Origin of the sequence: Bradyrhizobium sp. OAE829, assembly GCF_040546575.1 — a bacterium.
In the GTDB taxonomy this organism is placed as follows: domain Bacteria; phylum Pseudomonadota; class Alphaproteobacteria; order Rhizobiales; family Xanthobacteraceae; genus Bradyrhizobium.
In genome coordinates, this window is the sequence record NZ_JBEPOE010000001.1 from 5,397,467 (window position 1) to 5,409,632 (window position 12,166).

Consider the following 12,166-nt stretch of genomic DNA (forward strand, 5'->3'; position numbering starts at 1 on the left):
CAAGTCTTCGCTTGATTGACAGAACCGCCACCCGATATCAGGATATGAATCAGCAAGAGAGGCCCTTGCGGATGAGCCCTGAAGGCAAGACACCGAAGACGGCACCACCAAAGACGACGGCGAAGGCCACGCGGCGCAAAGCCGCCGGCGCAGGCGACAATTCGTCCGGTGAAGGCTATCTGGACGGCCAGCTGCTGATCGCCATGCCGGTCATGGGCGATCCGCGCTTCGAGCGCTCGGTCATTTACATGTGCGCCCATTCGTCCGAGGGGGCGATGGGCATCATCGTCAACCGCCCGGCCGGCAGCATCGATTTCCCGGGGCTCCTGGTGCAGCTTGATATCATCAAGACATCGGACCAGATCACGCTGCCGGAAAATGCCGAGACCATGAAGGTGCTCAAGGGCGGTCCGGTCGATACCGGCCGCGGCTTCGTGCTGCATTCCAGCGATTTCTTCATCAAGGATGCCACGCTCAATATCGACGACGGCATCTGCCTGACCGCGACCGTCGATATCCTGAAAGCGATTGCCAAGGGCTCGGGACCCAAGCACGCGATCCTGGCGCTGGGCTATGCCGGCTGGGCGCCGGGGCAGCTCGAGGACGAAATCCAGCACAATGGCTGGCTGCATTGCGCCGCCGACGCGGACCTGATCTTCGGCGACGACGTCGACGAGAAATATCAGCGTGCGCTGCGCAAGATCGGCATCGATCTGGCGATGTTGTCGAACGAAGCCGGGCACGCCTAGCCTGCTTTCCTGCCTGAGCACGAATAGCAACCGAGAAGGGACTGCGCTCCCTCTCCCGCTTGCGGGGGAGGGCTGGGGGTGGGGGCTCTCTCCGCGATACGACTCGTTGAGAGAGCCCCCACCCGGCGCTACGCGCCGACCTCCCCCGCAAGCGGGAGAGGTGCAGCGAGTCTGCCGCCACATCGCTTCAACCGAACCTCATCTCGCACGCCACCGCGTCATGACGCATCAAGCGAGTGATCGCGCCGCGTAACGCTTTCGGATACGTGCCCTCCGTCGGCAGAGGTTGTTGCCCGTCCGAAAATCTGCCTCTATGGGGTCGCGACGGCCCTTGTTCGCCAGTCTGCGCGCCTTCGAAGCTGAGCCGGCTTCGCAAGGAACAGGTCTTCAGTACGCGGGAGTGACGAGATGGCTGGTTTGGTAATAACGGGTGGCCGGGTGGTGGATCCGGCCAGCGGGATGGATGCCATCGGCGATGTGGCGGTGCTCGACGGCAAGATCGCCGCCGTCGGCACCGGGTTTGGCAGCGCCGAGCGCACGATCGACGCAACGGGACTGGTGATCGCCCCCGGCTTCATCGATTTGCACGCGCACGGCCAGTCGATACCGGCCGACCGCATGCAGGCCTTCGACGGCGTCACGACGTCGCTCGACCTTGAGGCCGGAGTATTGCCGGTCGCATCCTGGTATCGACGCCAGGCCGAGAAGGGACGCGTGCTGAACTACGGCGCCGCGGTCAACTGGGCGTTCGCGCGCATTGGCGCGATGACCGGCTCCAACGCGGAAAGCTCGCTGGAGGCGTTCGGCAATGCGATGCGCGACCGCCGCTGGATCGACAACGTGGCCAGCGATACCGAAGTGGCAGGGATCCTCGAGCGCATCGCAGGCGGGCTGAGCGAGGGTGGCATCGGCATCGGCATCCTCAACGCCTATGCCCCGGGCGCCGGCGTGCAGGAGCTGACCGCCGTGTGCCAGCTGGCGGCGGCGCGCGAGGTGCCGACCTTTACCCACGTCGCCTACATGTCGCGCATCGATCCGGAGAGCGCTGCGGAAGCCTATATCCGCCTGATCGGCTATGCCGGCGCCACCGGCGCGCACATGCACATCTGCCATTTCAACTCTTCCAGCAAGACCGACATCGAGCGTTGCGTCGCGCTGATCGCCAAGGCGCAGGCGCAGGGGCTGCCCATCACGGTCGAAGCCTATCCCTACGGTACCGGTTCGACGGTGCTGGCGGCGGCGTTCTTCAGCGACCCCGAATTCGAGGCGCGCAACGGCCTCGGCTATGATTCGGTGCAGCGGGTGACCGACGGGCATCGCTTCCGCGACCGGCAGGAGCTGCTCGCGGCACAGGCCGCCGAACCTTCCACGCTGGTTCTGTGGCACGTTCTGGATATCGACAATAACGCGCATCATCGCGACCTCCTCGACATGGCGGTGCTCTATCCCGGCGGCGCGATCGCCTCCGACGCCATGCCCTGGACGCTGACGGACGGCCGCCCCTACACCGGCGACGCCTGGCCGCTGCCCGACGACGCGACCTCGCATCCGCGCTCGGCGGGTTGCTTCACGCGCTTCATCCGCGAGTGGGTGCGCGAGCGCCGCAAAGTGTCGCTGCTCGAAGGCATCCGGAAATGCGCGCTGATCCCCGCGGAAATTCTTGGCGCCTCTACGCCGGCGATGCGCGCGAAAGGCCGGCTGCAGGCGGGTGCGGATGCCGACATCGTTGTGTTCGATTACGAAACGCTGAGCGACCGGGCGACATTCTCGGCGATGAACCGCCCGTCGGAAGGCGTGCGTCATCTGGTGGTCAGCGGCCAGCCGCTGATATCAGACGGCGTGCTCGATGTGGCGGCGCGGCCCGGCCAGCCGGTGCGCCGGCCCGCTACCGGGGGCTGAGGTGCCGGTCCCGGTCGTGCTCGTGGCCGGCTTCCTCGGCGCAGGCAAGACCACGGTCGTGAACCATCTGCTGGCGCATGCCGGGGGCAGGCGGATTGCCGCCGTCGTCAACGATTTCGGCGCGATCAATATCGATGCGGAGCTGATCACCGGTGCCGCCGACGGCGTGGTGAGCCTGAGCAATGGCTGCATCTGTTGCTCGCTGGAAGGCGATCTCTTGCGCACGCTGGCTGGCTTGCTGCGGCGTGATCCGCAGCCGGAATTCATCGTGATCGAAACCAGCGGGGTCGCTGATCCGACCGACATCGTGCGCAACCTGATGGATCCGGTGATCTGGCGCGAGGCGCCGCTCGAAACGGTGCTGTGCGTCGTGGACGCCACGACGTCGCTCGCCAGGTTCGACGACGCCCTGCTGCGGTCCCAGATACGGGCGGCCGATGTGATCGCGCTGAGCAAGGTGGACCTAACGGACGCGGCCAGCCACACGCCGGTCCGCGATGCGATCCGCGCGATACGCCCTACAGCGGTGCTGGTCGATGCGCCACACGGCGAGGTTCCGATGGCGCTGCTCTTCCCTTCGGATCCGGATCGAGCCCCGGTGCCACGCCAGCCGGGGCAGCGGCGGCCCGCGACGGATCGCTTCGAGGCGCTGAGCTGGACGTCGGAACGGCCGCTGTCGTTGTCCCGATTGCAGGCGGCGATCAATCGGCTCGCGCCGAAGCTGGCGCGGGCGAAGGGGCTGTTCGAATCCGTGGAGCAGCCCGGCAGGCTGATGTTGCTTCAGTTCGCCGGCGGACGTGCGACGCTGGCGCCAGGCGGGCCGCTCGCCGCAGGAGTGCCGCGGACCCGGATGGTGTTCGTTGCCGAGATCGGCGTCCTCTCGCGCGCCGAGATCGATGGGATCATGGAAGGCTGCATCGAAGCCGGGCGCGCGTAGCCACATCCTCGGTGTCGTCCCGGCCTTGAGCCGGGACCCAGACTCCGCGGCAGTCGTTGTTTCAGAAGGTCACTAACGCCGGCGATCTAACCGATGGGCCGCGGCGTATGGGTCCCGGCTCAAGGCCGGGACGACAGTAATCTACTCCGCCGCCTGTTGCGCCACCGTGGGCGCCGTCCCCGCCACCGTGGCGCGGCGCATGTCGCGGGGCTGCGACTGGTCGTAGCGGCGCACGCGATGCATGGTCTGGCGATTGTCCCACATCACGAGGTCATGCAGCGTCCATTTATGGACGTGGACGAATTCGGGTTGCGTGGCGTGCTCGTTGAGGTCGCGCAGCAAGACCCGCGCTTCCGGCATCGTCATCCCTTTGATGGCGCCGGCATGCGACGAGAGGTACAGCGATTTGCGGCCGTGCACCGGATGGGTGCGTACCAGCCGCTGCAGCACCGGCTTGAACAATACCTTCTCTTCATCGGTGTAGTCGAGAAAGCCGAGTGAGCCGCGCGAATACATCAGCGAATGCTCGCAGATCATGTCCTCGATCTCGGCCTTGGTCTCGTCATCGAGTGCATCATAGGCCGCGCGCATGTCGGCGAATTCGGTGTTGCCGCCCTTAGGGTTCACCACCCGCGCCGACAGCAGCGAGAATTTTGCAGGGATCGGGCGGAACGAACTGTCGGAATGCCACAGGCAATTGCCGAGGTTGAACAGGTTCACGCGGCTGTCGCGCGGCAGCGGCTTGCCGTCCTTGCCGAGGTTGGAGACGTCGTTGAGCCCGGTCTGAGCCAGCCGCGAATCCTCCGGCTTGACGACGCTGCCGCCGCGCGGATTTTCCCGCTCGCCGAAATTCAGCGCGAACGCCATCTGCTGCTCGTCGGTAACGTCCTGGCCGCGAAACAGCAGCACGGCGTATTTGTCCATGCCGGCTTCGATGTCTTGGGCCTCCTGCGGCGTCAGCGGCTTGCGCAGATCGACGCCGGAAACCTCGCCAAAAAAATGCTTCCCCAGCTGCCGGATCGTGACCGTCATGGCGTTTCTCCGTAAAGCGGCGGGCGGTTTGTCCCGCTTCGTTTTGTAAAAAACTACTCCGTGATGGGCTCAAGTCAACGTTTCGGCTGCATGCCCGCTACGCGTTTCGCGCCATCAACCCGCCGTCCACCGGAATAACCACGCCGGTCAGGTATGATGCGGCCGGCAGGCACAGGCTCAACGTCATATGAGCGACTTCCTCGGGATCGCCGTAGCGGCCGAGTGCGGTGCGGCGTTTGGCGAAGATGGTCTTGTGCTCCTCCGCAATCCGCTCGGTGATCCCGGTCCGGATCGGTCCCGGGCAGATGCAGTTCACCGTAATGCCCTCGCGGCCGAGTTCCACGGCGAGCGCGCGGGTCAGGCCGGTGACGCCGGCCTTGGCGGCCGCGTAGGGGCTGTTCGTTGCGGTGGCGCCGAGCGCTTCGGTGGAGGCGATGTTGACGATGCGCGGGCATTTTGATTTGCGCAAATGCGGCAGCGCGGCACGAATGATGCGCGGATGCGCCGTCAGCATGACCGCCAGCGCCTTGGTCCAGGCCTCCTCATAGCCGTCCGCGTCGATCGGAGCGCGCAGCGACAGGCCGGCATTGTTGATCAGGATGTCGAGGCCGCCGAAATGCGCCGCGATCCCGCCGACGACTTTGATGATGTCATCGGCCTTGGCGACGTCGAGCGTCCAGGCCTTTGCGCTGCCGCCTCTTTCTTTGATTTCATCGGCGACGGCCTGCGTGGCCTCGGCGTTGAGGTCAGTGACGGCAACATTGGCGCCTTCGTCGGCGAACACCAGCGCGGTGGCGCGTCCCATGCCGCTGGCGGCGCCGGTGACGAGAACGGTCAGGCCCTTGACCGAACGGCTGAGCTCTCTGAAATCCGACATGAAATGACTCGCGGAATTTGTGCATTGCGTTGCAGGATTGACAAGGCTGGCACCGATCCGCAGACAGGTCAAACTAGATGTGGAGCCTCAAGAGGTTCTTCCCGGCCAGGCCGAGTCTGCTGATGGGCGGGTTTGAGTCTAAACTGCCATGAGGGCGATGCCAATTGTAACGGTGGAGCCATCTTGGCAGTTCGGCAGCGCGTTCATTCGAGGTGTTGTAGGCTTGGGCATAAGCCCATTCGCGCAAGCTGGTTTGGATGAAGCGCTCGGCCTTGCCGTTGGTCTTGGGCGTATAGGGCCTGGTGCGGATGTGCTTGAGGCGAAGACGCTTGCAGGCTTTGCGGAAGGCAATGGACTTGTAGCAGGCACCGTTATCCGTCATGACACGCTCGACCGTCACCCCGAGGCTCACATAGTAGGCGACAGCGGCCTTGAGGAAGGCGACGGCACATCCCTTTTTCTCGTTCTTCATGACCTGACTGAAGGCGGTCCGGGAAGCGTCATCGATGCAGACGTGCACATACTCCCAGCCCGGTCCCTGGCCTCGAGAACGCAGGTTGCTCTGACGGGTTCGATCGCCGGTGATGCGATGGCCGATCCGGTTGAATTTGCCGAGCTTTTTGATGTCGATGTGAATCAACTCACCCGGGTTTTCACGCTGATAACGCCGGATCGGCTCAGCCGGCTCCAGAGCCGAGAGCTTGTTGAGGCCTAACCGCCGCAGGATCCGGCTCACGGTCGCCGCCGACACACCGACCTCGGCAGCAATATGCTTGCCCGTGTGGCGCTGCCGGCGCAACGCCTCGACTGCGGCGCACGTGGCAGGCGGGGTTTGGCTTGGCGATGAAAGGGGTCTTGAGGAGCGATCTCGCAATCCATCCACACCTTCCGCGCGGAACCGTCCGACCCAATTGGCGACCGTCTTCGCTGTGGTGTTGAATCGAACTGCAGCCGCAGCCTTCGTCAGGCCGCCTTCGATCACGCTCCGCACCATCGCCTCTCGACCTTTCGGCGTCAGAGGCGCATTCTTGTGGCTGTTCATCTGGTCTCTCCGTTGGAACCCTGAAGCTTCGCAACCTCAGCTTCCTCGGTTCGGACCAGATGGACAACCTCCTGAAAGCTCACAACTAGAGCGTTTTCCAGCGAAGTGGACTCCGGTTCGCGTGAAGAAAACGCGTCAAAACAAGATTCTGCAGTAACAAGATTCTGCAGTAACAGGTGCAACGGTGGCCAACATTCCCGGACTGCAAATTCGCCGCCTGCAGGTTTCGGACGCCGCGCTTTACCGGGACATCCGGCTGGAGGCGCTGCAGAAAAATCCTGAAGCCTTCGGCAGCACGTTCGAGAAGGAACGCGCAGAGCCGCTGTCGTGGTTCGAGGCGAGGCTCGGGCTTGCGGATGTTTTCGCTGCGTTCGTCGACGGGACTATCGCCGGAATAGCCGGATATTCCGCGCAGGAAAATTTGAAGCAGGCGCACAAGGGACGCCTCTGGACCATGTATGTCCGGGCGGCGGCGCGGAACATGGGGCTCGGAAAAAAGCCTGGTTGCGGCGGTGCTCGACCATGCGCGCGGGCGCGTGGAGCTGGTGCAACTGACTGTGGTGAGCGAGAATGAAGGCGCGCGAAAACTTTATTGCGCGATGGGTTTCGTCGAATACGGCTATGAAAAGAAAGCCCTCAAGCACAACGGGCGATATTACGACGAGGTTCTCATGGTCAACTTCCTCGATGAGAGCTCAAGCTAGAAAGGATGCAGGCGATGAACGAACTCGATTTCAGCGGCAAGCAGGTGCTGGTGGTCGGCGGCTCCAGCGGGATCGGCAACGGCATCGCGCAGGCGTTCCGCGCCAAGGGCGCGCGCGTCGCGGTCTGCGGCACCCGCGCCAAGGCGGCGGATTACTTCGCCGGCGAAGGATCTGATCTTCAAGGCCTCGAATATGCGCAGCTCGACGTCAGCAACGCGCAGGCGATCGCGCAATTCAAGCCTTCGTTCGACAGCCTCGATGTGCTGGTGCTGGCGCAGGGCGCGGTGATCTACCGGCGCGGCGAATTCGAAATGGATGGCTTTCGCAAAGTGCTCGAGGTCAACCTGATGAGCCTGATGGCCTGCGCGACGAAATTCCACGCGATGCTGAGCGCCAGCAAGGGATCGCTGATCATCGTCAGTTCGACCGCGGCCTATCATTCGACCATGGGCAATCCGGCCTACAATGCCTCGAAGACCGGCGCGGTCGGCCTGACGCGCACGCTCGGCGAGGCATGGGCCGAGAACGGCATCCGCGTCAACGGCATCGCGCCGGGCCTGGTCGACACCAAGATGACCAAGGCGACGACATCAAATCCGAAGCGGCTTGAAGGCGCGCTCGAACGCATTCCGCTGAAGCGTCTCGGCACCCCCGCCGACATGGCCGGGGCCGCCTTGTTCCTGGCGTCGCCGCTGGCGTCCTATGTCATCGGGCAGACCATCGTGGTCGATGGCGGGCTCATCCTCTAAATAGCGTTTTCGAGCGAAGTGGGTGCCGGTTCGCGTGAAGAAAACGCGTAAAACTAATGACGCAGGAACTTGCCAGCGTCTCGTCGGTTACTTCCTCTGAAACAGGGAGTGATCGTGATGGACAAGGATCGAATTGCAGGTTCGGCAAAGGATTTCGCGGGCAAGGTCGAAGGCGCTGTCGGTAGCATGACGGGTGATGCCAAGACGCAGGCCGAGGGCCGTGCGCGCGAGGCCGCAGGTACCGTGCAGAATTTGTACGGCCAGGCCAAGGACGCCGCGCGCGACGCCACCGATGCCGCGGCCAATTACGCCAAGGATGCTGTGGACACCGTCAAGGACGCCTACGACAACAGCGGCGACACCATCCGCGACGGCCAGAAGGCAATGGCGAAAACCGTGCAGGACAATCCGCTCGGCGCGCTGCTGGTCGCCGGCGGGATCGGATTCGCACTGGCGCTGTTGATGACCCGTCAGCCGCGCCGCCCGCCGCCGTCGCGCTGGCGGTATTACGGCTAGTTTCGGCATCAGGGGCCTCATGGTTCGAGACGCGCGGCGTTGCCGCGCTCCTCACCATGAGGGTTCACACCCGATCCTGAAGAGCTCATTTCAAAAGCCCGACTGTCTCGCTCTCATGGTGAGGAGCGCGCCTTCGCGCGTCTCGAACCATGAGGCCACAGAGCACGGTATCTAGAACAAAACTATCGCGTGAACGCGCCTGCCGGGGCTTCTGCTGCTCGCCCGACGTTACCCGGCGGGCGCGGCACGCCCGGGGCGATGGGTCCAGGCGCGCGCGGCGGCGCTGGCGCAATCTGGCGCGGCGGCGGCGCACCGAAGCCGCCGAAGAAATCGCGCAACGCCGGCTGTTCGGTCTGCGCGGGACGGAATTGCCGCTTCGGCGCGAGGGGTTTCGGCGGTGCGGCGGGCGCGGCTGCCGGGACCGTACCGTCAGGTGAGGTGGCAGCGACCGGCGATTCACCCTTGGCTTGGTCCTTGGCCGGTTCCTTGGCCTGTTCGCGGCCGATCTCGCGGCGCGGCCAGGCGAAATCATCGGCGCGGCCGGCCGGCGCCGCCAGCGGCTCGCCCTTCACCAGCGTTCGCGCGGCAAGCGCATCGACCGCGGCGGGACGCGTGCCCGGTCCGCCGAGCAATTGATCGGTACCGACGGAGGAGGCGATCAGCGGCAAAATAGGTCCGGCCAGCGGCCGCGGCGCCGGCTGGCCCGGCACGGCACTGGCGTCGGGCGTCGCCGGTTCGACCGGCAGTGCGATCGGTCCGGAGCGGGAGGCCAGCAGGCGGCTGACTTCACGCTCGACATAATGCGCGAGCTTGCGCGCGCCGGGCTTGGTGAAATACACGCCGTCATAGGAACGCAGCTGGCGGATCTGGCCTTCGAAGTCGGGGCCCTTCTGCAGGAAGCGGCCGGCCTCGTCGACAAAGCCGTCCCAGATATCGACATAGGTGATGCCGGCCTTGGCCGATGCGTCGCGATAGAGCGCATTGAGAAACAGCGAGTCGGACGTGCCCTTGACGCCGCGCACCGCTGGCAGCCCGACCCACAGCACCGGCACGCCCTTGGATTTCAGGATGCCGATCATCTCTTCGATCTTCTTGGCGTAGAGCTCGACCCAGCGTTCGTCGCGGAATTCGTAGAGCCCGCCCGCCGAGCGCGAACTCTTCTCGGGTGCTGCGACCTGCGGCGCATCGCTGTCGGCGTCGTCGGCCGCTTCGGCATCGGCCGGCTTGTCATCCGGTTTGGCGGCGGTCTCCGCCGAGCCATCCGGTTTCGCGCCGGGTTTGGTGTCGGCCGGCTTGGCGGTCTTCTTGTCGTCTTTCTTCGATTTATCGACCGCCAGCTCGCGGATCGCGACGCGGTCGTTGAGGCCGAGCATGACGACGATGGCGTCCGGCTTCTCGTTGGCGAGGATGCTGCGGGCGGCGGCAGCCCAATCGGACGGTTCGCCCTTGGGCTGATATTTGATCAGGCCGGATACGGTCCGATGCTTGCGGATCACGCCCATGTCGGGTTGTTCAGAGTAGGCGTCTTCCAGGCCGTAGGCGAGCCAGTCCGCCATGGCGTCGCCGAGCACCAGCACGTTCCGTTCGGGCGCGGTGTCGCGCTTGGCGGGCGCCGGCGCCCTGGAAAAATCCTGGCGCGGCGCTTGTTGCGGGGCCTGCTGCTGGAACGGCGTAAAGAAGTCGCCGCCGAACCAGCCGCCGTTGTTGCGCGGCGCCTGCCGCTGCTGCTGCGGCGGACCACCGAAGCCACCGAAATTGAAGAACTGCGCGGACGCCGGTCCCGCGATCCCGATCAACAGCGCGATCGCCACCGCCACCGCCGTCAGCGGACCGGTTTCGGTGAACACGCGGAAAAAGGACTTTGGCTTTTGCATCCGGCTCGGTCGCAATGGGTTGTGAAGGCGCAGTTATAATAGCTGAATCAGGCCGCAAGCGGGCATATTCCTTGCCATAAATCGGGCAACGGCCACAGCCGTCAAGGGCGGCACGAAAATGTGCGCTACAGCGTTACTTTTGAGGCCAAACCGGTTGGTTTTTCGTTTTGGCGCGTTTTCTTGACGCAAACCGGTTTCCACCCCCGGATCAAGTCCGAGGGCATGCCTTGCCTGAAAACGCTCTTTCAACGCCCCCGCAGCCGCTCCAGCACGTCGGAGGAGGCAAATCCGTCCGCAGGGGCCCCGATCGAGGCCTGGAAGCCGCGCAGCGCCTCGCGGGTCATGCCGCCGAACTGGCCGTCAGGGGTGCCCCGGTAGAAGCCGCGCTGGGCCAGCAGTTGCTGCAACTCCAGCCGCTCGGCCCGCGACAGCACCCGTTCCTGCCGCGGCCAGGGCTGCACGAACGGCGCACCGCCGCGCAGGCGGTCGGCGAAATGCCCGATCGCCAGCGCATAGGCCTCTGCCGGGTTGTATTTCATGATCACCCGGAAATTCTGCAGCATCAGGAAGCCCGGCGCGTCAGCGCCGGCGGGCGCCAGCAGATAGGCCTTCTCGGTCGGATTCGGGAACGGCTTGCCGTCGGCGCGTCTGAGGCCCTGCTGTTCCCACTGCGCGATCGGCATCGCCTTGGCCTTGTCGGCCAGCATGAAGTTGAAACCCTTGGGCAGCACGACCTCGTAGCCCCAGGTCTGCCCGGTCTGCCAGCCGTCTTTCCGGAGGTTGTTGGCGGTCGAGGCGATCAGGTCGGCCGGGTTGTCGACGACATCGCGGCGGCCGTCGCCATCGGCATCGACGGCGTAGCGCTTGAAGGCGGTCGGCATGAACTGCGTCGGCCCGAACGCACCGGCCCACGAGCCGCGCATCTGTTCGGGACGCAGATCGCCGCGGTTGAGGATCTCCAGCGCGGTCAGGAACTCGTCCTTGAAATAGCCCTGGCGGCGGCCGATGCAAGCCAGCGTCGCGGTGGAATTGAGCACGTTGCGATCGCCCATCTGCGTCGAGTAGTTCGATTCGATGCCCCAGATCGACGCGATGGCGTAGCGGTCGACGCCATAGGCTTTTTCCACCGCGTCGAATTGCGGTTTGTACTTGGCGAGGATCTCGCGGCCCTTGGCGAGCCGGTTTTCATTCACGAGGATGTCGAGATAGTCCCAGATCGCCTTGGTGAATTCGGGCTGCGAATCCATCAGGTCCATGATCCGCAGGTCGGGCGAAAGGTCCGCGGTGAAGCGCTCGAAATTCGCTTGCGTCACGTGACGCCGTGCGGCATCGGGCCACATCGCGGCGACGCAATTTGGAAAATTCGCTGCCGCCTGCCGGATTGCAGCTGCGGTCATCAGAGGATGGCCCGAACCGCCGTCTTCGCCGCTCCAGGGCGGCGGTGCGGATGGTGCGGATGGTGCTGATGGCGCGCCCTCCGGGGCAGGCGCTGCCTGCGCCTGCGGCGAGGTGGCTGATTTCTGGCCGAAGATGTTGCCGAGGAAGTTCGAGACGCCGTTGTTGCCGGATGATTGGGCAAAAGCCTGGGTGCAAAAAACAGCATGCAGCAGCGTCACCGCAATGATGATCGCGGCGGTCCGGTAGGTCACCGCGGTTCCCGTCCAACGCATGTCGTCTCCGCCCTTCAACATCCCCGTTTCACAAGGCCCTGTCACGGTTTCCAACAGCTTAACAAAGGCCGGAATTTGTTGCTTCCCCTTTTCCGGTGCAAGGGGGCGCAAAGCGGG

General features: G+C 64.6%; 11 protein-coding genes and 1 pseudogene. 7 read left to right on the forward strand and 5 right to left on the reverse strand.

Annotation, left to right across the window (positions count from 1 at the left end; genetic code table 11):
- Positions 1-71: 71 nt before the first annotated feature.
- The 3 genes and pseudogenes from ABIE49_RS25900 to ABIE49_RS25910 all read left to right on the forward strand — a co-directional run bounded on the left by ABIE49_RS25900 (position 72) and on the right by ABIE49_RS25910 (position 3,585).
- Positions 72-749: a YqgE/AlgH family protein gene (locus ABIE49_RS25900; protein WP_192736913.1), complete on the forward strand. Its 678-nt coding sequence runs from the start codon at positions 72-74 to the stop codon at positions 747-749.
- Positions 750-1,148: 399 nt separating this feature from the next.
- A pseudogene (locus tag ABIE49_RS25905) lies at positions 1,149-2,648 on the forward strand (amidohydrolase family protein); the annotation flags it as partial.
- Between the two features lies 1 nt (position 2,649).
- A complete protein-coding gene (locus ABIE49_RS25910; RefSeq protein WP_192736911.1) occupies positions 2,650-3,585 on the forward strand; it encodes a CobW family GTP-binding protein in 936 nt (311 codons plus the stop codon).
- A 141-nt stretch (positions 3,586-3,726) separates the two neighbouring features.
- Here the strand turns inward: ABIE49_RS25910 and ABIE49_RS25915 are convergent, their stop codons facing one another.
- From ABIE49_RS25915 to ABIE49_RS25925, 3 genes are all read right to left on the reverse strand, one after another.
- Positions 3,727-4,617 (reverse strand): TauD/TfdA dioxygenase family protein, encoded by an 891-nt coding sequence (locus ABIE49_RS25915; protein WP_192736910.1) that lies wholly within the window; start codon positions 4,615-4,617, stop codon positions 3,727-3,729.
- A 97-nt stretch (positions 4,618-4,714) separates the two neighbouring features.
- Positions 4,715-5,494 carry an SDR family NAD(P)-dependent oxidoreductase gene (locus tag ABIE49_RS25920; protein WP_192736909.1) on the reverse strand — a complete coding sequence of 260 codons (780 nt, stop codon included), beginning with the start codon at positions 5,492-5,494 and terminating at the stop codon, positions 4,715-4,717.
- A gap of 73 nt (positions 5,495-5,567) precedes the next feature.
- A complete protein-coding gene (locus ABIE49_RS25925; RefSeq protein WP_192736908.1) occupies positions 5,568-6,536 on the reverse strand; it encodes an IS481 family transposase in 969 nt (322 codons plus the stop codon).
- 184 nt (positions 6,537-6,720) lie between these two features.
- Here ABIE49_RS25925 and ABIE49_RS25930 point away from each other — a divergent pair, with 184 nt between their 5' ends.
- From ABIE49_RS25930 to ABIE49_RS25945, 4 genes are all read left to right on the forward strand, one after another.
- Complete coding sequence (locus ABIE49_RS25930; RefSeq protein ID WP_354066977.1) at positions 6,721-7,110, forward strand: GNAT family N-acetyltransferase; 390 nt, start codon at positions 6,721-6,723, stop codon at positions 7,108-7,110.
- Positions 7,097-7,240 carry a GNAT family N-acetyltransferase gene (locus ABIE49_RS25935; protein ID WP_354066978.1) on the forward strand — a complete coding sequence of 48 codons (144 nt, stop codon included), beginning with the start codon at positions 7,097-7,099 and terminating at the stop codon, positions 7,238-7,240. Before ABIE49_RS25930 ends, ABIE49_RS25935 begins: the two co-directional genes overlap by 14 nt.
- A gap of 14 nt (positions 7,241-7,254) precedes the next feature.
- Positions 7,255-7,989, forward strand: coding sequence for an SDR family NAD(P)-dependent oxidoreductase (locus tag ABIE49_RS25940; RefSeq protein ID WP_192736907.1), 735 nt, complete (start codon positions 7,255-7,257; stop codon positions 7,987-7,989).
- A gap of 117 nt (positions 7,990-8,106) precedes the next feature.
- On the forward strand, positions 8,107-8,505 hold the full coding sequence (locus tag ABIE49_RS25945) for a CsbD family protein (protein ID WP_192736906.1): 399 nt from the start codon (positions 8,107-8,109) through the stop codon (positions 8,503-8,505).
- 182 nt (positions 8,506-8,687) lie between these two features.
- Here the strand turns inward: ABIE49_RS25945 and ABIE49_RS25950 are convergent, their stop codons facing one another.
- Both ABIE49_RS25950 and ABIE49_RS25955 read right to left on the reverse strand, forming a co-directional pair.
- Positions 8,688-10,379: an SGNH/GDSL hydrolase family protein gene (locus ABIE49_RS25950; RefSeq protein ID WP_192736905.1), complete on the reverse strand. Its 1,692-nt coding sequence runs from the start codon at positions 10,377-10,379 to the stop codon at positions 8,688-8,690.
- Positions 10,380-10,624: 245 nt separating this feature from the next.
- On the reverse strand, positions 10,625-12,049 hold the full coding sequence (locus ABIE49_RS25955; protein ID WP_192736904.1) for a lytic murein transglycosylase: 1,425 nt from the start codon (positions 12,047-12,049) through the stop codon (positions 10,625-10,627).
- Between the last annotated feature and the right edge of the window lie 117 nt (positions 12,050-12,166).